At 30.9% G+C, this 18,603-nt stretch carries 25 protein-coding genes; 8 read left to right on the top strand and 17 right to left on the bottom strand.

Annotated features, from left to right (window positions below; genetic code table 11):
• Positions 1-4: 4 nt before the first annotated feature.
• Positions 5-1,228: a toll/interleukin-1 receptor domain-containing protein gene (locus tag BVC87_RS14590; protein WP_075343132.1), complete on the top strand. Its 1,224-nt coding sequence runs from the start codon at positions 5-7 to the stop codon at positions 1,226-1,228.
• A 368-nt stretch (positions 1,229-1,596) separates the two neighbouring features.
• Here the strand turns inward: BVC87_RS14590 and BVC87_RS14585 are convergent, their stop codons facing one another.
• From BVC87_RS14585 to BVC87_RS14560, 6 genes are all read right to left on the bottom strand, one after another.
• Positions 1,597-2,391 carry a DNA adenine methylase gene (locus BVC87_RS14585; RefSeq protein WP_075343131.1) on the bottom strand — a complete coding sequence of 265 codons (795 nt, stop codon included), beginning with the start codon at positions 2,389-2,391 and terminating at the stop codon, positions 1,597-1,599.
• 287 nt (positions 2,392-2,678) lie between these two features.
• Positions 2,679-2,921, bottom strand: coding sequence for a hypothetical protein (locus BVC87_RS14580; RefSeq protein WP_075343130.1), 243 nt, complete (start codon positions 2,919-2,921; stop codon positions 2,679-2,681).
• Between the two features lies 1 nt (position 2,922).
• On the bottom strand, positions 2,923-3,171 hold the full coding sequence (locus BVC87_RS14575) for a hypothetical protein (RefSeq protein WP_075343129.1): 249 nt from the start codon (positions 3,169-3,171) through the stop codon (positions 2,923-2,925).
• Between the two features lie 120 nt (positions 3,172-3,291).
• Complete coding sequence (locus BVC87_RS14570) at positions 3,292-3,600, bottom strand: DUF2958 domain-containing protein (RefSeq protein ID WP_075343128.1); 309 nt, start codon at positions 3,598-3,600, stop codon at positions 3,292-3,294.
• 270 nt (positions 3,601-3,870) lie between these two features.
• On the bottom strand, positions 3,871-5,139 hold the full coding sequence (locus BVC87_RS14565) for a hypothetical protein (protein ID WP_075343127.1): 1,269 nt from the start codon (positions 5,137-5,139) through the stop codon (positions 3,871-3,873).
• Between the two features lie 402 nt (positions 5,140-5,541).
• Positions 5,542-5,973 (bottom strand): hypothetical protein, encoded by a 432-nt coding sequence (locus BVC87_RS14560; RefSeq protein WP_075343126.1) that lies wholly within the window; start codon positions 5,971-5,973, stop codon positions 5,542-5,544.
• Positions 5,974-6,306: 333 nt separating this feature from the next.
• Here BVC87_RS14560 and BVC87_RS14555 point away from each other — a divergent pair, with 333 nt between their 5' ends.
• Positions 6,307-6,528, top strand: coding sequence for a hypothetical protein (locus BVC87_RS14555; protein ID WP_075343125.1), 222 nt, complete (start codon positions 6,307-6,309; stop codon positions 6,526-6,528).
• A 72-nt stretch (positions 6,529-6,600) separates the two neighbouring features.
• Here the strand turns inward: BVC87_RS14555 and BVC87_RS14550 are convergent, their stop codons facing one another.
• On the bottom strand, positions 6,601-6,819 hold the full coding sequence (locus BVC87_RS14550; RefSeq protein ID WP_143569793.1) for a hypothetical protein: 219 nt from the start codon (positions 6,817-6,819) through the stop codon (positions 6,601-6,603).
• 491 nt (positions 6,820-7,310) lie between these two features.
• Here BVC87_RS14550 and BVC87_RS14545 point away from each other — a divergent pair, with 491 nt between their 5' ends.
• Positions 7,311-8,234, top strand: a complete 924-nt coding sequence (locus BVC87_RS14545) for a tyrosine-type recombinase/integrase (protein WP_075343123.1) — start codon at positions 7,311-7,313, stop codon at positions 8,232-8,234.
• On the opposite strand, the gene BVC87_RS14540 is transcribed toward BVC87_RS14545, so the two are convergent.
• Positions 8,200-9,087 (bottom strand): tyrosine-type recombinase/integrase, encoded by an 888-nt coding sequence (locus tag BVC87_RS14540; RefSeq protein WP_075343122.1) that lies wholly within the window; start codon positions 9,085-9,087, stop codon positions 8,200-8,202. The two genes, BVC87_RS14545 and BVC87_RS14540, sit on opposite strands and share 35 nt — an antisense overlap.
• A 216-nt stretch (positions 9,088-9,303) precedes the next feature.
• Between BVC87_RS14540 and BVC87_RS14535 the strand changes: the two genes are divergently transcribed.
• The 5 genes from BVC87_RS14535 to BVC87_RS14515 all read left to right on the top strand — a co-directional run bounded on the left by BVC87_RS14535 (position 9,304) and on the right by BVC87_RS14515 (position 12,671).
• Positions 9,304-11,478: a cysteine peptidase family C39 domain-containing protein gene (locus BVC87_RS14535; protein WP_075343121.1), complete on the top strand. Its 2,175-nt coding sequence runs from the start codon at positions 9,304-9,306 to the stop codon at positions 11,476-11,478.
• A 12-nt stretch (positions 11,479-11,490) separates the two neighbouring features.
• Positions 11,491-11,763 carry a hypothetical protein gene (locus tag BVC87_RS14530; RefSeq protein ID WP_075343120.1) on the top strand — a complete coding sequence of 91 codons (273 nt, stop codon included), beginning with the start codon at positions 11,491-11,493 and terminating at the stop codon, positions 11,761-11,763.
• Between the two features lie 81 nt (positions 11,764-11,844).
• Positions 11,845-12,111: a hypothetical protein gene (locus BVC87_RS14525; protein WP_075343119.1), complete on the top strand. Its 267-nt coding sequence runs from the start codon at positions 11,845-11,847 to the stop codon at positions 12,109-12,111.
• Positions 12,112-12,123: 12 nt separating this feature from the next.
• Positions 12,124-12,384, top strand: coding sequence for a hypothetical protein (locus BVC87_RS14520; RefSeq protein WP_075343118.1), 261 nt, complete (start codon positions 12,124-12,126; stop codon positions 12,382-12,384).
• 11 nt (positions 12,385-12,395) lie between these two features.
• On the top strand, positions 12,396-12,671 hold the full coding sequence (locus tag BVC87_RS14515) for a hypothetical protein (protein WP_075343117.1): 276 nt from the start codon (positions 12,396-12,398) through the stop codon (positions 12,669-12,671).
• A 27-nt stretch (positions 12,672-12,698) separates the two neighbouring features.
• On the opposite strand, the gene BVC87_RS14510 is transcribed toward BVC87_RS14515, so the two are convergent.
• The 9 genes from BVC87_RS14510 to BVC87_RS14470 all read right to left on the bottom strand — a co-directional run.
• Positions 12,699-13,163 carry a JAB domain-containing protein gene (locus BVC87_RS14510; protein WP_075343116.1) on the bottom strand — a complete coding sequence of 155 codons (465 nt, stop codon included), beginning with the start codon at positions 13,161-13,163 and terminating at the stop codon, positions 12,699-12,701.
• Positions 13,164-13,380: 217 nt separating this feature from the next.
• Entirely contained in the window at positions 13,381-13,680 is a 300-nt protein-coding gene (locus BVC87_RS14505) for a hypothetical protein (RefSeq protein ID WP_075343115.1), read from the bottom strand.
• A 19-nt stretch (positions 13,681-13,699) separates the two neighbouring features.
• Entirely contained in the window at positions 13,700-15,055 is a 1,356-nt protein-coding gene (locus tag BVC87_RS14500) for a type IV secretory system conjugative DNA transfer family protein (protein ID WP_075343114.1), read from the bottom strand.
• A gap of 23 nt (positions 15,056-15,078) precedes the next feature.
• Entirely contained in the window at positions 15,079-15,903 is an 825-nt protein-coding gene (locus BVC87_RS14495) for a relaxase/mobilization nuclease domain-containing protein (RefSeq protein ID WP_075343113.1), read from the bottom strand.
• Position 15,904: 1 nt separating this feature from the next.
• Positions 15,905-16,447: a hypothetical protein gene (locus tag BVC87_RS14490; protein WP_075343112.1), complete on the bottom strand. Its 543-nt coding sequence runs from the start codon at positions 16,445-16,447 to the stop codon at positions 15,905-15,907.
• A gap of 164 nt (positions 16,448-16,611) precedes the next feature.
• Entirely contained in the window at positions 16,612-17,004 is a 393-nt protein-coding gene (locus BVC87_RS14485) for a hypothetical protein (protein WP_075343111.1), read from the bottom strand.
• Between the two features lie 2 nt (positions 17,005-17,006).
• On the bottom strand, positions 17,007-17,288 hold the full coding sequence (locus BVC87_RS14480; RefSeq protein ID WP_075343110.1) for a DNA-binding protein: 282 nt from the start codon (positions 17,286-17,288) through the stop codon (positions 17,007-17,009).
• 1 nt (position 17,289) lies between these two features.
• Positions 17,290-18,030, bottom strand: coding sequence for a hypothetical protein (locus BVC87_RS14475; protein ID WP_075343109.1), 741 nt, complete (start codon positions 18,028-18,030; stop codon positions 17,290-17,292).
• 19 nt (positions 18,031-18,049) lie between these two features.
• Positions 18,050-18,603 (bottom strand): hypothetical protein (locus BVC87_RS14470; protein ID WP_234974676.1); only part of this gene is annotated, 554 nt, incomplete at its 5' end.

The following is an 18,603-nucleotide window of genomic DNA, read 5'->3' as shown; positions in this document are numbered from 1 at the left end:
TTACATGCCAAATATATTTATATCCTACAGAAGAGAAGACTCATTCATAGAAAGTCATAATTTGTATAAATCCTTGGTAAACAATTTTGGAGAAAACTCAGTCTATATAGATGATGAAAAAACTCCTGTAGGTGAATATTTTATCCCTTATTTACACAAGAAATTAGATTGGGCTGATGTAATATTAATTGTTATTGGAGAAAAATGGAAAGGAAGGAAAGAACAATTTGGGTATAAAATAAACAGTTCTAGAGATTATGTAAGACAAGAAGTTGAGTATGCTGTACAGATGTCTTTAATTAATAGCAAACACATAGTTCCAATAACAATATTCCCAACAACTCTAAATAATACTAACTTAACTTATGAATTTGAGTTCTTACGCTCTTTCAATGGAATAGAATTAAATCCCAATAATACTTTCGAGTCTATAAACTTTTTAACTCAAAAATTGAATGAATTACCATCTAAAAACAATCAAAATATAAAAGAATTAATTACAATAGATCAAGGAATAAATTTATTCCAAAGAATCAATTTATATGGAGGAAAGAGAAATGGTCATGGTAAATTCCCAGATGATTGTGAAGTTTTTTTATTTAAAATAAAAGAAGGAATTCAATGGGAATTATTTTCAAAAAAAGATCCATTCCGTAACATTAACTCATATCACCCTAATATAAACACTTCAATGGATACCATTCAAGAAACAATGGGAGCTATTGTTGAATGGTTTGGGGTTATTCCTAAATTTTACATTGAAGAAAGTTACATCAATAAAAAAACAAATCTTTTATACCACTTATTTCCCTTTTTCGTTAAAAAAAGGTTTAAATGGCGAAAAATCGTTCATGACTTCAAATTTAGTTGTCTACATGATCTCATCTTAGAATTCAATAAAGATCTGAATTATAGAATAGCTAATGAACAAATACCTATTATAGATTTATCCCCGCCTAAAGAAGGTGAAAATATTGGATTTTACTATAATAAAACTGGTTACTTTAAGGATCATAGTAATGGAATATTTGGTAAATACATATGCTCTTTAACATTAGAAATTGGTTCACAATTAAGGGAAGGAGGAAGAATAGTTAGGCTCCCTAATATCAGTCAAACTAGGTTACAATACATAGATTACTATAAAAAGCCTTACTTTTTAAAACCTATTAAATTCTGTGGCCATATTGGACTTGATCAGAACGGATACCATATCGTTTTTAATTAATCCTAGAACTCTTTACATTTCTAAATAAACTAAATTCATAGTTAATGAGTTTATTACATTCAGTAAAAAATTACTGGACATCAATAAAAAATCTTCCGATTTTAAAAGCGTAGGTTGAGGAGAGGCACTCTCCCACAAGTTGCGTGATAGACTGGATTCAAACGGGTTTATCCTTTGATATCCAGTATCACGCTTACTTGCCTATAGCTCCTTAAAAAAATAGTAATAGCTATAGCCCGCGCAAAATAAATTTATGCCAAATAATTCTGCGAAGCTATCCTTCCTATTAAATACATTTAAATAATCATTACTTAAAAAAAAGCACCTCTTAAAATTATAAAAGGTGCTCTACATGATATTTTTCAATATTAATCTAACGGATAATTAGCTGTTAGAACCTCTATCTTAGTTTTATTAGGTTTTTTATTCCTTGTTGCTACAGCTACCTGACTACTCATCTTTTTCTGACACCAACCGTTTTCTTTAGTATATTCATCTAATAAAGAACTAGGGTAGCTACTGAGCAGAAACTTACCTTTTATGTTTTTTAAAGCTTCTAACAAAGCTTTAAAGTTCTCTTTGGTATATCCTTCGTAATGTCCTTGATCACTATTTATGTAAGGAGGATCACAATAGAAAAAAGTATCTTCCGAATCCTTATATCTTATTATTCTTAGCGCATACGTATTTTCTATCTGTACCTTTTCAAGGCGATCAGTATAATCCTTTATAAAGGATTTCTTCTTATTGAATATTTTTAAAGCCATAGAATTGTTCTTCTTTGTACTTCCCCATGATGCGGTTAATATAGAACCATAACTTTGAGAAGCTAATACCCAAACTGCCCAGGCTCTCTGAATTTTGGTAAATAAAGAAGGGGTTTTATAAATAACCTGTGCTTCTCGATGTTGGGTTCTACTATGGAGCGTACTTTGGATGAGTTTTTCTAATTCTTTGTAGTGATGTTTTGATACGAAATAAAAATTGATAAGCTCCTCATTAACATCATTAATCACCTCTATCTTACTCGGTGGTTTTGCCCAAAAGACTGCACCACCTCCTAAAAAGGGTTCAGCATATAAAGTATGATCTGGAATAAGACTGATAATAGTTTTAGCCAACCTTTGTTTACCTCCATAATACGAAATAGGAGTTTTTAGCATGTAATATATAATTAGGAAATAGACCTATCTTATAGCTTAGGTTTTTGATTCTCCATAAATAAAATACCAACGTACTTAAATAGTAAATTACACGTATACCTTGATAAGGTTTATTTACTATTGATATCCAGTAATTTTACTGCTGGATGTCAGCAAATAGATACTGGATATCAGAGAACATTTATTTGTTTCTATGAATTTATCACTAGATATCAAAAAAGTCCCTTCATTCGAAAGGACTTTTCAATTTGCACACAATAGTTATTTGAACATATTTTAAGGTAAAATCATTCAAACAAATCCATTGAGTACCTTTTACAGAGAAATGAAATGGCAATAGACAGCTCTTCAGATTCTTTGTTTAAGAGCCTACAACTTTCTTCATCCTGATAACACAAAGAGAGTTCTGCTGCAAAATCTAAAAACTGTTTTTCTTTCACCACGAAATTATAAATGTGGGGAAATTCTTTAGCAAAGAGCTCTTCTTTTTTGCTTTCATCCGTGAGGTAGGTAAAATGTTCTCCTTTCATATTATTTTTCCTTTTTCTCTGAGTAAATAAAAGAAGATACTGAGTAATGTTTTATGATGTTTTCTAAACTATTGGAGAGCTTTTTTGCTTTCAATTCTAAACATCTGCTATTTTTCTTATCTCCAACAATCAATGCGAATTCAGAAGCATCGTATAATACTCTAATCTCGGTAAACATAAAAGAAAGGAAATGAGGAAACTCTTTTGCAAAAGATGTCTTTGCTAATTCTACTGCTTGATGTAGTTCCATAAAATATAAATTTTGATTACTTATTTTGTGTATAACATCAAAATAGATATCACAGTAATTTTTCTTTAAACATAAAAAAAGCTCCCGAAGGAGCTTTACAAAAACAGAGAAAAGAAAAAATTATTCTCCGTGAATTTCTTTGATTTTCGAGAATCGTTGTTCTTGAAAACAAATATCTCTTTCAATACCTAAACCGAACTGAGATTTGTAAGCTTTCATTTCTATAAGTGAAGTGTAACCCCATTCATCTTCAAAAAGTCCAGTAACATAACAGTAGAAAACTTGATCTTCTGGATAGTATTCTGTTGCAAACCATGTTCCTGCTCCAGAAGGGTTAAAGAATTTAGCAATGACGATAGGATCTGAAGTATTATCCTGTCTTCCGATTTCTTGAAAGCGTTTACGTAATGTATCTGTTAAAAGTTCCATAATAAAAAATTAAAATTAAGCCCTGCGTAAAAATCTTTTGAGCGTTAAAAGCAAGGTGGAACTCGTAGAGGTAAAACCTTGTTTTTATAAGTCTTAAAGGATTAGCTTTGGGCTTTATTTTTAATTTTTTATGGGACTTATACAGATGCTTACGCTAGAGACTGATGTTTCTACCAATCTCTTTGCTATTATTTCATGTTTTTAGTAATTCCAATTACTAATCAACCTCTTTTTTGTTTATTGTTTTTTACCCCCAATGCTTAAAAGATTCTAGTTACAATTCAATCCGCTTCCATTAGAAATACCGCCAGTATGCGTATTAGAATCATTATTAAAATCAGTAAGTAAAGCAAGTGCTTGACTATTAGTAATCTCAGATCCATCTGAATTCTTCATCGATTGAATCACATCCAAAATAATTTGGTTGATTACGGTATCGCTATTTAAAGATTCACTTGTATTTTCTTTCGCGATGTTTTCTGCTACATAGAAGAAAACTAGTCTCCATTGGTAACCGTTTGGCATGGTAGTAATATTTGCTCCTAAATAATCTTGGTAGCTGTTGTAGGTAAAACTAAAAGAAGTTTCTAGTTTTTCTAAAATTTTCCCAAAATTTGTTAAAGTCATACTATTATCTGCACCTCCACCAGGACGAACAATACCAGTAGACAGCCAATCTAAATTAAAAGCTGTGAACAGAGGATGTCCACCACTATTAATGTCTAGGTCAGAAGCCAAATCATCTAATTGTCCTATTTCACTCCAAGTCGTTAAACTTGACTGAAAACTTGCAACCTTGGTAGTCGAAGCAGTTCCATCAGGTGCTGCAACAAAGTCTGTTCCACTATCATCACGTACAATAACAGTTTCTCCATGACCTCCGCAGTACGAATAAGCAGTACTTTCATCAACATTATTAATAGTAACACTTCCGCTTAAAGAAATATCTGTTTGACCAGATCTCTTTAATAATAAAGTAAAACTATCATTTGCAGATGCCTCATGATCAGCGCCAGCTTTTCTTCGAACGTCGTTTCCAACTAATTCAAATTTATCGCCACCACTGGTAAATTCATGAGAAGTAAAAGCTAGGCTTCCTGTTTGGTTTAATGATCCAATGACTACTGCTGAACTATTATTCTCATCTATAGCATTAACCGTTTGATTAAATACATAAATGAAGGTCTCAACAGGAACATTTATTATTTCTGATTTAGTATCTGTTCCTATTTCACCATTATTGTCTATTACTGTTCCTTCAATCATATATGTATCATTTACTAAATCTCTTGAAGAAAAAGAGTTACCTACAACAGTAATAGTTTCAACTAATGAATTAGAACTATTAGTAATTTTCACCGTTTTATTAGTTATAGTGCCATCAGAATCTGCACCTATTAATGTACCAGTAATTTTAGATTCATTAACCTGAATGGTTAATGTTGCTAAAGGTTTTTGATTTTGTGTTTCTTGCTCATTGTTATCACTGCTACAAGATATGATAATAAGAACCACCAACATAAGAAATACATTTTTCATAATTTGAGTTTTGTTGCTTTTGAGGTTCTAAAAAGCAGGTTAGTTAATGGATAAAAAAATGAAGCATAAAAAAGGCGTGAACCTCACTAAATCAGCTAAGTTAAGGCATCGGCAAACGCCCAAGGAAAACTAAAATAGAATATCGGAACACACCCAAATAGGTGTATTTCGTATTACCACTTTTTATTTCCTTGTTTTTAATTTTGCCGATTTCTAACTTAGAAAAAATAGTACACGTTTTAAACGCTTATATGTATGTTAAGTATATTACTTTCTTATAATCTATTATTTAATAAAAATTGACTTCAAATATAATTAATTTGTAGTATCTCTAATTAGAAAACAAAAGAAAACCTCGTTCTATTAAGAACGAGATTTACAAATAATTAAAGTTTTAACGAACTATAATTCAAACTCAATAAGTTGTTTTTCAATTTCAACCTTACGTGTAGTAAGTGTGCCTTTTAAATGATTGGTAACTAGGTGTACTAAGTTGTTGTTGGTAGTTCTAAACTCTAAACCATTAGAATCTTTGATGTAAAACGTAGATGAGTCACTTTGGTTATACTTAAAACGATTTAACTCTGTAAGCGTGTTATTTAATCTCTCTCTTTGATGTGCTAGACCTTTCATCTGTTCAAACTTTAGCATTCTATCATCTAAATTAACAAGTGGTTTCGTAATTTCTTGTACTGATTGTAGTTTAGAAGCTTCTTTGGTAATAGGTGTTGGTTTTTCGCCGATAGCTTCTTTGGCTAATTTTTCTTGTACATTCTTTTTTGCTGTTGTTGCTTTTTTTACACTTCCGTTTTGTTTTACTGTAGCTGTTGCCATAATGATTAAAATTTAAAATGAAACTTATTTTTTGGTGGAGATACCTTTTGTATAGAAGTGGTATCAAACACATGCTAAACACAGTTACTGGAGGATGAGGAGACAAGTCTTGGGCGGTTATTTTTCAAAGAAAAATGTTCGACAACATGAAATGCTAGGACTTGTTAAAGCGGGAGGAGGGTAACTAAATTGCGTGTGTTTGTATCCACTTACAAGAGGAGGATTCATAAAAATAAGTTTAGTGTATTTTATTATGGGAATACAGGAAGGAAACTAGGAGAGTAAAAAATGGCATGCTCTTTGGTACTATCTATACAACCAAAATGATGAATTATGAAAACAACTATTTTATTTAAAAGATTGGTGGTAGTAAACATTTTTGCAGCATCAGTTTTTTTCATTGGAGGAGAAAAAGGAAACGGAATTATAAATGCAAATGATATAGGTAGAGACGGAAATGGGCTCGTAGACGGTCAAGAACGAGACGGGTTTGTGGATGACCATAGAGGTGGAAACGGATTGTATGAGCACGGTAAAGAAGGAGGTAACGGATAACATCTCCTCTCCCTATTGAATTAATCGAAATAATGGTTTGTGAAGTGTATGTACTCACAAACCATTACTTTTTTATACCGATGCCAATTTATCAATAAGCTCTTGTTCCAAATCATAATGTGATACGATTGTAAATTCGCCATCAATATAACAAGCAGTAAGAATATCAAAACTTTGAGCTTCTGGAACAAGTAAAACTCTTCTTTTCGTTTCAATATTTATCATTTGATCTACGAGACGGAATTCTGCCTTTGATTTAATATTTGTAGTAATGATGTTTGTATGATTCATAGTAAAAGAATTAAGGTTAAATACATCAAGCTTCATATCTCTAAGGCATAAAAGTCAAAAGGACACTCTTTGAAAAAGAGGCAAACATTTGACTTTTAAAAAGCCGATAGAGATAGCTTTGGATGTATGTACCGTTTCTTTGGTATGAAGACATTAACAGTAAGTTCAATCAATATTAAAATTATAGAAACCTCCTTTCTGAAAATTTATCAAGAATGATTTGACAATAGACATATTTCAGGATAGAATGAAGATGTACCCGAGGTATGTGAAGAAAAATATTTTCATACTTCTTAAATCAAACACTTTTGGCTTAGATAAGCTTGAAATTAATAAAATTAGTTTCGGGGGCGTTCTCATAACCCGAAGGTCGCAGGTTCAAATCCTGCCTCCGCAACCAATCACCTTTCACAGAAAGGCATAAGAGGATTTCAAATAAGTAAAAAAGTGGCTCTATGTACTTCGGGTTTTACCCGATAACCACTAAAATCATGAATTCTATCCTCGATATACATCAACAATATCAAGATTATACACTAACTTTTAAAGGGCTTTCTCAGGTTACCTTAAAAAAGGAATTTTATGTATTTAAGTCTTTTATAAACTCTACAAATGTTCATCATCCGAATGAAGTCACTAGAGCTTTAGTTGAACGTTATATTACTGAAAAGAAAATTTATAATCATTGGAGTGCAAAAACAATTAAAAATTGTTTACAAGCTCTCAATAACTTTTTTAAATTTTGTCTCGATCAAAATTATATTACTGAAAACCCCGTAGAAAAAATACCTAAACCAAAAGCTCCTAAACGTTTGCCTAGTTACATCCCAAAAGATGATGCTATAAAACTTATCGAATGGACATACATTGCTAAGTTTAGATACAAATTTGAAAAAATTAGAGCTAGAGCCATTATTGCTACGTTTCTTTTTACTGGCATTAGACAAGCCGAACTTTTAAACTTGAAAGTATCTGATATCCATTTCTTAGAATCTTCTTTAAAAGTGACACATGGAAAAGGTGGAAAAGATCGAATTATCCCTATAAACCCTAGACTTAAAGAAATTCTCAAAGAATATATTCATCAAAGAGAAATTAAAGAAAAGAGTTCTATTTATTTTTTTACTTCTCTTAGGCATGACCAAAAAATGAGTCAGTCAGTTTTAAAACGTTTATTTACAAGATTAAAAAAAGATATGGGTTTTAAGGTTTACCCACATCTTTTACGTCATACATTTGCTACACTTATGCTTCAAGGACACTGTGATATATTTACTTTATCTAACATGATGGGACATAGTGATATTAAAACTACCACTATTTATTTATCAATATCTCAGAATCATATGAGCCAACAAATCCATAAACATCCATTGAGCTTTACAGTAATTCAACATGGCAAAACGATTTCCTAAGTGATTCTTTACTAACACTCAAATAAATTTCAGTAGTAGAAACACTTGTATGACCTAATAATTCTTTTACCAAGTACAACCCCACTCCTTCATTTACTAATCCTCTAGCAAAAGCATGTCTAAGATTATGAGGAGTGAAATACTCTCCACATCGCTTACTTATTTTCTTACAAATAGTATGAACCGTTTTTGCTGTAATTTTTGTAGCTGCTCGTAAACTTTGAAAAAACCATTCTGAATCGTAGTTACTTTTCTTACGTTGCTGTAAGTAGGTTTGTAATACTGTATATAAATTATTGTGAATAGGCACTATACGTTCTTTCCTTCCTTTTCCTCTCTTTATTAGAATCTCTTTATCTTCCATATTTACATCCTCTAACCTTAAATTCAATAACTCATTTAGGCGTATTCCAGTATGTATAAAAGTATAAATTAATGCTCTATTTCTAACTTTTTCCTTTTCATATCTCCAAGGAAACAACTCTGCTCCTAAAATAATTTTTTGAAGTTGATTTTTAGTTAAAAAGCGAGGTAACGTTTTGGGCAATTTCGGTTTACTAATTTTAGAAACAGGATTTTCCTTTATGAATTGTTGGTGTAAACAATAATCAAAAAATGTTTTTAAATACTGTCTTTGATTTCTAAATGTTCTTGGCGACCATAATCTTTCTTCTTTCATAGAATATAAATAGTCTCTCACATTATTTATTGTAATATCTTTTGGTTCTTCAACACTTGTATACTCAAATAATTTTGTTGTGGCGCTTAATATTTCTTTTGTACTTTTTGGTGTAATTTCTTTTTCATAAAGTGCATATCTCTTGAAACCAACAATTAATTTTTTTAAGTTCATAAGTAATATTAATAGAAATTAGGATTCCACTTATAAACTCAAGTCAGAAAACTACCAAAAGAAAATTGATCTTCAAAGATATTTAGTTTCTCAGAAACACTAAACAACAAAACATATTACAATTAAAACTATATTAAATTAAAACTTATTACATTTTTAATATTTTTTAATGTAATTTGTTTTATATTTGTAAAACATTTTACAAAAAAATAAGCTATGACAACATTTAAAACACTAGATGAACTCAATGAGTTCAACAAAAAGGGTTTTGAACAGGTATTTCGGCTAAAAAAAATAGAACGCCCTGAAAGCCCATTCAAAGAAGGCTCTTTTGATAATCTTAAATTTAACGCACGACCACACGAAGTTTTTAATCTTGATTGGAACCAATACAGCAGTATTGATTTTGCTGACAAATTTTTACCTTACATCAAAAAGTACTACAAAGGAAAAGGAATGTGGATGTATGACGGTGCTGAATTATTTAATGGATTAAAAAAGGCGGAAAGAAAATTATTTAAGTTTGATGACCATAAACATCTAATTAGCCTTATTAATTATACATATCCGAAAGGTGTACTTGCAGAAGAAAGAAAAGACAGAGTAAAAATTGGAGAGAATGAAGTATTAACTTTTATTGAAATAGATGAAAGTAATAGTATTGATGTGCAGTTTAAATTTGGAAAGCGCTTTAAAAATTATATAAAGAACGCTGTAGCCAGTAGTGAAAGAAAAGTATCTGTAAATGCACTAGAGAATAAAGTGTACAAGACCAATAAAGATATATTTCAGGACTTTTTTAAGAAAGAATTGGTGCATGATAATATGATGCGTTACGTCCTTGACACAATAGGAATAGAGAAAGAAGCATCAGATTTCGCAGAGCTTAATACACTATTTCCACAGGAAGTAGTCTCTTTTATGGAAAACTTTACCATTACCGGTAAATTTAAAGCTCGTGTTTTTATAGAACAATCTATTGTTAACGTACTAAAAAAAATAAATCCTAATGACGGTTCAGAAGCTATTCTTCCAAATAGTGATGAAATTTATATTTGGCTGGTACATAGAAACACTTCTTTTATAAAAGTTAATTTTGGTATTAATGTACTTAAAGCTATAAAAAAGGAAGAACTAACAAAAGAAGACTTAGAAGAACTAATTCTTAACATAATAAAGGCAGAGGTAGAAGAGAATATTATTAGTGAAAATAAAATTGAAAAAGCTATCGATAAAGGTTTAGGAAATTTCCTTCTCACTATAGCTATGTATGATGCTTTAGAAAGTAATGCTCTCTACAGAGAAATTTTCAAGAAAAACCCAATTCTCTTAATAGTATTATTACTATCTAACTTTGCAGTTGGAGAACTAGATAAGTTAAGAATTAAAGAGCATCGTTGGAATCCAAAATCTGTATCACCTAAATATAATCCTATTATAAAAGGAGATTCTTTATTTAATGCTCAGTTGTGTGGTTTTATTAATGGTATTATAGATGAAGTAAAAGCAATTCCTGAAATGGCCGCTTTTTTCACAAAAATAAGTGGGAGTCAAAAAGAGTTTAATGAATTTATTGAGGGGATAAAAAAGTTATTTGAAGAAGGTCTTTTTCAAGTAATCATAGAAAGTGCTACTAAAGAATACGTAAAAGCATTAAAAGAAGGAAACGTTGAACGCCTTTATTATAATTTAGCGCATGATGTTACACAAATTGTATCTTTGTTGATAGGTGTTTTTCAATTAGCAAAGGGAATCTCTGGTTTTATTAACCTTTCAAGACAAAGTATTCGATATATTAAACGTAATGGTAGAAAAGGAATTGATAAACTTAAAAAACTTAATAAAAAAGAAATTAAAGAGGTTTTTAATAGTTTGGAATTCGGATCAGGAGGTTTTTTAAAATATAAGAAAATCATTTCTAGAAAAATGATTAAGCAAGAACATCAAATGTCTTGTGCCGCCGCTTGTATTACTCAATTAGCTGAGGATAATGGAATTAAAATAACGGAAAAAGTTGTTAGAGAGTTTGCAGGTACTACAATAGATACAGGAACTGTAAATACTGGAATAATTGAAGGAATGGAAAAGGTTTTTAAGAGTAAAGAAGTAGTTGCTAAAAGTTTTTTCAGAAATAAAGAAGATGTTATGCCACTTATAATAAAAGATTTATCAGACGAAGGTAGTTGGATTGCTACAATTTACCCTCCCGATGGTCGTATGCACGCCGTTATAGTAGATAAAGTTGTAGGTAAAGATGTATTTATCAGAGACCCTTGGCCTCTTGAAGATTTATTCTCGGAAGGAGTCAATGGTGTAGAAGCAATTGTCAACATGGACGAGTTCGCTTATTCATGGCTCAGAGGAGGATCAGAAAGTTTTACTGTAAAATAACACACATATAAAATGAATTTAAAAAGATTAGAAAGAATAGAAAAGCAATTAAAAAAAATAGGATATTCTCCATATTTGCAAGAAGCACATGGAATTTTATTCTGTGGAATAGACGATAAGCATGGTGAACCTATTTTAGGTTCTGTATCTCAAATAACAATTCCGAATAAGGTTATTAAGCATATGTACTTTAATGGACAAATACCTGTTTATAGTGATTTTGAAAGTATTGAAAACCTAATTGCTTTTATTCAAGAAAAATATCCAATTCAAGAAAAAGATTAAAGGTTTTTAAAATGATAAAAATCCAATAAAAAGTTTAAGCTGATTCCTTGTGTAAATATCAATTTTATATTTAATAAAACAATGTCCATCAGTTTAAACACAATACATAATAAATTAGAAGAACAAAGATATAAGTCTTTTATGCGTAAAAATGATAATGAAGAATGGATTATAGCAGGAATACATGATTCTAATACAAATTTAAAATTTGGATCAGCTTTTCAGGTAAGAATGATACAAAATCAAATTTTGCTTTCTTATTTAGTAGGACAATCACCCGTAAACAAAGATTTCACTTCTTCAAAACAGCTTTTTAAATATCTTAAAGAGAAATTTGTTATTGAATAACAATCTAAAAGAATGATCTTAGAAAAGATTAAAGAAAAATTAAATAAAGAGGGATATCAAATAATAATGAGACCTCTAAAAGGAACAGATAACTGTATACAAGGCGGTATCCCAAAGAAGAATAAAAATGCTAGTTTAAATACTTTTTTTAGGATTATAATCCCAGGCGATAAATTATATTTAGATTTTATGTCTCAAAGAGAGACTAATAAATATTTTGATTCAGAAAAAGATTTAATCGCTTTTATAAAGCAAAAGTTTCCTATTGAATAACAATTCAAAATATGAATCAACAAAACATTATAGAAAAAGTAAAAAAATACCTTGAAAAAAGATTCAATAGCATAGATGAATCACTAATAAGTTATTCAGGAATTAGACAAAATGCTCCTACTACTAATCCTAACGAAAGGAAGGATTTACATCTAACACATTATTCATTAGAAAATATTGAAGGAAATCCATATATAACGAATATTTATACTGTAGCAATAGATGTGAAAACTGAAAAACTAGAATATATTCTAGGTCAGAATATAATGGAGAAAATTGAAGAATAAAAAAAGAGATTCATTTGAATCTCTTTTTTATAAATCTCCTTCATCAGCAAAACTATAATAATCTTTTTCTGTAATAATAAGATGATCTAAAAGTTTAAGATTTAAAATTCTAGCTGCTTCTTTAATTTCTTCAGTTAGTAGAATATCTGCATTAGAAGGTTTTAGTTTTCCCGAAGGGTGATTGTGAAACAACATAATTGCTACCGAGTTTGTTAATAAAGCTCCTTGCATTAAAATTCGTTTATCTATCAGTGTAGATGTTATACCTCCTAAACTTATCAGATGATATCCAACAACATGGTTAGAGTTATTAAAATAAAACGCATACATATACTCCCTGTAGTTAATTTGTTCTTTAGGTATAATTTCACGAATACAATTATTCGCTAATTTTGAACAAGTAATCTTCTCGAAAGGACTTTCAATGTTTTTTTCATAGGACAGTTGTACTTCTCCAATTTTAAAAAAATCTGTTGTAGTATGATGTTTCATAATGCCGTTATTTTGATGAATAATTCTTTGGCATTACAGCAATCGTAAAAACGGAAATAGAACATGGAGGAATTACAGAGAAAATCCATGTGTTTTTCCGTAAAGATTAGCTTTGACAATGAATTTTCTGCAAAATGGTATTAAATACATCAGTGAAATTATCTTATTGAAATACAAAAAAGAGCTATAGAAAATTCTACAGCTCTCTTTTAGTTAATTAAACACTTGGATCAAATAGTAATTCGAAGAGTTTCTTGATAATCTCTACAAGTAAGTACCATATTTTTTCTATTGTAAAAACAATCCATTTAAATAATACTTTAGATATGTATTTAATCCCTTTCCAAGCTCCTTTTAGCATTGGTACTAATACATTAGTCTTAAATATCTCTAAGAACCCAAAAGGAAGATATTTGTTTTCTATTTTAAACGCCTTGCATAGTATAGCTAACCATAAAGCTATGGTAATAACTCCCATTGTAATGTTATATATATAATCGAATATTGGATGTAACATAATTTTAAAATTCTAAAGTTTATAATCTTGATCTTTTTACTAATCTTCTTTGTTTATACCAAGGTTTCATCGTCATGATTTTTGCCTTGTTCTTATGTAAATACAAAAAGGAATTCACTGGTAAATCCCTTAATTCTTGAGCACTAATCAACGGAATTCCCACAGGACGTTCAAAAACTTCTTTGGTGTCATTTCCTACCAATTTAGATGCCCAAGAAGCAGTTTCATAGGAGACAGAACCAAATATGATTTTATTCATACAATTACTTGCTATCACCTTTTTTTGAGAAGTTCCATACATGTCCAATTGGTGTAAGTCTTGGAAAATCAACATAATAGAAACCGCTCGCTTGCGCATCACAACTATATAAGAATCAAGGCTTTGCAAGTAAAAAGCACCTGCTTCATCAATGTAAGCATGCACATCTAATTGCTCTTCTCCTTTTTTTGGAAGCTCCATACATTGACCTAACAGCATTTTATTTAAAATTGAAAGCATTGCTTTTACCCCAGAATTCCCCAAGCGATCCTCTCTCACCTGAATATAAATTCCTTGCGCTTTCTTCCTGAGTGAAGTAATATCATAGCTTGTGCTACTTATGATTTCATTCAATGTAGTATTATTAACAATCTTTGCTAAAGCTGATTTTGCGGTACTCACAACACTGAGTAACATTTTACTATTCTCACCACTATTGGCTACCATAGCTTTGTACTCTTCTTTTGTTTTCTCGTCATGTTTAAGATGAGTAATCACAAAACGATCTAATTTTTCTTCAGCCGAACCAAACCAATTCAAAAGTGTATATACTGTATTTAATGTACGAGGTAGTGCCTGTTGATTTTCAGCAGTTACACAGCGCATTAAAACCACTAACATATTCTCTGCGGAGTCCTTCCAGAAAGGATCTCCTCCTGAAGATTTCTCATACTGAATTTGCATGAACAAACTTGCTAAATCTTCTATACCATTTGCTGTTTTTGCAGCGAATTCTAGTATGTTAATTTTCACAGATTCTGAAGCTGAATCTAGATTAATGACCACAGAATCCATAGATTGAGATTCAATCCATCTGTGAGTATCTCGATAAATATCTGATGCAGGATCAATAACCCAAAATGAATGTGGATATTTAGCCGTTTTCTGTAAAATAGTGGATTTAATTAAGGTTGATTTTCCTGATCCTGGTTGGGCGATTACCAATGTTGAAAGCTTACTAAATTCAGGCTTTAAGTGCTTTATTCCGTCTAAAGAAATACCTTGTGGTTTTCTATGAAAAAGCTTTCGTAAATCTTTATTTTTCATATAAGAAACACTCCCATAAAGCTTTTGATGCTTTCTATTTGAATTAAATAATGTGTTATATAATGACATAAAATTGTTATTAAAATGAATAATTAGCGAGCTTGTCCTCGCTCCTGCTCTTTTTCTTTCCTTAGCTTTTTCAACTGTTCTAATTCTTGTAAAACCTCAAAGCGTTCTGCTTCTAAAAAAGTTCTAAAACGATACTTATTTCCTTTATACCAACATCCATTCACAATCCCTTTCTTTGTTGTATACAAAGTCAGATCAGCATGTTTTTCTATTCTCTCACAGAAATCAGAAAAACTAATTGATTCATCTGCTATTTGAGTATAGATTTTGGTAATAAAAAGCTTATTTTCTTCTTTATGAGTTCGCTTTATTTTCGGAGTTTTAGTACGTTCTGGATTGGTATAAACCAAAGATTGTAAATGCGGATATTTTTCGTATTGATATTCTTCCAAAGCTACTTGCTGAGCTTCATAATCCTTTCTAGAATTCCGTGTACTTTTTTTACTTCGATATTCATTGACACTTATTAAAAAATGCCAATGATAATGCTGAACAGATGCACTTTTCTTTTTGTTCTTATCAGGGCGATGAATAACTGAATAAACCATTGCTTTATCGTAACCTCTAAGTCTCAAGTACTCACCTGCTAAATCATATAAAATTCCTGAATTCGCTTCTAACTTTTCGCTATCTTCAGGTGTAAAACTCATAATACAATGCCTTAGATTCTTACTCCTAGAATGCTTAAATTTCGAATTCTCAGTAAACACCTTCGTTAGCTCTCTTGGTTTAGTAGCAAAACCTGTATTTCGAAATAATTGTGGATCTCCTTTCTGATATGATTCTAGAAAATAATTAATAAGCCTAGAAAACTTCTGATTCGATGTTTTTAACTCTTTAATAAACATCTTATAATTCGTTTTTAATTATATCTAGTATCCTCTGAACATATTCAATAAAACGATTGTTCTTCTGTTGCTCTTCTCTAAAAAATTGTTCAAGTGAAACTGGTGTACTAAAACTCAGATATAGATTTTCTAGTTTATAAAACTGCTCTTCTAACTTTTTTGTATCTTCTAAATAAACCTGATTATTTGGTCTATTATCAATATGAAATTGTATCTGATTGATACTTGTCGCTATTTCTGATAGTTTAAGATGTATGGCTTCTAACACTTCGTGAGAGACCATCATGTAAACCTGCTCTTGATAACCTTTAGTAATTACATTTTGTAGTACAGCGGTTACACTTGTTTTTAATTTTTCTGCATCCGATTTGAACCTATTAAAATCTTCTAAAGAAAATTTTAATTCAACTCTTTTTTGATATTTCCGTCTTTCTATTTGGTTATTTCTGAGTTTGGTTCTACGCCAAGCATTGTATAGCTCCATACGCTTTTCTGGCGTACAACTACTCTTACCTATTTGTAATAAATATTCGTCAAAATTCATGTGTAAAAAATCAAGTGATTATTCTTATATCATGTATTTCTAATTCCTTAAAAATTAGAATAAGCGATGCCATATCTAGTGATACTCGTATCCTAGATAGTGGGTAATAGTTCTGTAAATTTTCTTAAAAAAGGGAGTGAGATTTCACTCCCTCTCCCTGTATACTAACGACTTTTAGATTGGTCTTTTTGTTGTTGTTTCTCTTCTCGATTTTTTTGAAGCTGAGATATCTCTTTCTCTAATTTTTCTTGCTCAATCCTTTCCGCCTCTTTTTTTCTGTGCGTTTCTTCATGTTCCAAACTTTTTTTTACTAATGGTTTCTCATGTCGAGCATGACGTTCACCTTCTAAAAAAGATTTAACCATAACTGGGTCGTTTGCATGCTTAAGAATTTCTTCTATTAAGTTTCCTAACATTTGCTTATCGTAAGCAGTGACTAACCCCCACCGATAACCAAGCTGAAATGACTTAATACGACGAACAGTTTTTGCTTTTCTTAAAGCTAACTTTTCTAAAAGAAGCTTTTTGATACTCGATGTTATTTCTGATTTCCCCATAACTAAAACGTCTTATAACTATTATCTTCTAAGTACTTGATAATAGAAGCTTTCTTATACAGAATAATCTTCCTACTTGGCTGAGAAAACTCAATCTTTCCTTCTGAGCGTAATTTAAAAAGTGTAGTGTCAGATTTTATAGATAACATCTTCTTTGCGGCTTCTGTATCGATCCAAATCTCTTCATTCTCTCTGCCTTCTCGTGTCTCAAAATATGAAATCACTTTTTCTAGTAACGCAAAGAAATTCTCTTCGCTTATCATAATTAAGTTATCGGCTTTCATACTACAATGATTTAAACACTACGTTTTTCACTCCAAACAAAGCAAAGACAGCTCGCCAATACGTTTCTAAAAACGAATCAGAAGTACGTTTGTTCCCTCCTATTCCCATATCTAACGGGAATATAAACTCTACTTTCTCCACACCAGATAACTTTTGAGGTAATTTATATTTTTTACGAAGATTTTTTACGTCTACAAAAGCTGCATATTTTGCATCTTTATCCGAGGTCAAAAGACGTTTATCTATTTGCCTAAATTCTGAAGATTCTATTCCATCGGTAAAAAAGAAGATCTGCTTTTTAGGATTTGAGTTTCTTGATATCTGAACTATTGCTGCTAAAATCTCTGTCCATCTTGCCGAAGATTGATAAGAATCCATAAATGTGATTACCTTTTTGGCAAAACGCTTTCTCGACCTTCTCAGTTTCCCTTTAAAAAGCTGTTGCTGCATGGGCAATTCGTCCGCTGAGTAGTAACTTCTATTAAAGGAAGGTTGTTTATATACAAACTTTTTTCTTGCTGTTGCAGAAGCTGTATGCTCGCTTAAAAAACAAACCGTTACTTCTGTTAATACACCTGAGCAAGCCTTTTGTATCAGCTTTTTCTTGTATCTCCTTTGTATTGGGTTTTCCTCAGATGATACACTTACGCTTTTATCTTCGAAGATCATCACAATATTTTGTCCTTGTGCTATTGTTTTATGTATGAATACAAAAAATAGAATAATGAATATATTTTTCATGGTATCGTTTTTTTAAGAATTAAGGTGTGAATGTTTGGTGATGACTGCTTACACCGCTTGGTGGTGTAACAGATGCTGTGTTTATAGCCTTTACATACTCACTGGTAACAGGATTTGCGGCTTGTAATGATTCAATGACTACTTTTCTACCTACTAATCTCAAATATGGTGCTCTGAGTCCGTAAGCATTCTCTAACCTAGACACAAGGCTAGTATACGAAGCATACTGTTTTTCAATACGTATGAAATAATAATCTCTACTGAATTTCAGCCATAAAACCTGAACATATAAAACTGTTACAGCTTTAAGAAATGACGAACAGAAAAGCATAACCAAACTAAGTAAAGACAATGCTAGAAAAGAGCTACCCAAAATATATTCAGGTGTAGTATCTACTTTTTCCATTTTGGTTTTCATCTTCGTCTCTAAAGCGACTAGTTCTTCTTGATTACCGTCTGATTCTTCTCGTAACTCCTCTATTCTCTGACTCAGAAGTAATATATCATTTCGGTAGGTCTTCTTTTGAATGTTATAAAAACTCAATCCCCCCATAATAAACATAACACAACAAC

Origin of the sequence: Tenacibaculum agarivorans, assembly GCF_001936575.1 — a bacterium.
GTDB classification, from domain to species: domain Bacteria; phylum Bacteroidota; class Bacteroidia; order Flavobacteriales; family Flavobacteriaceae; genus Polaribacter; species Polaribacter agarivorans.
Note: the sequence above shows the minus strand (reverse complement) of the source record. Positions and strands in the feature narration are given on the sequence as shown.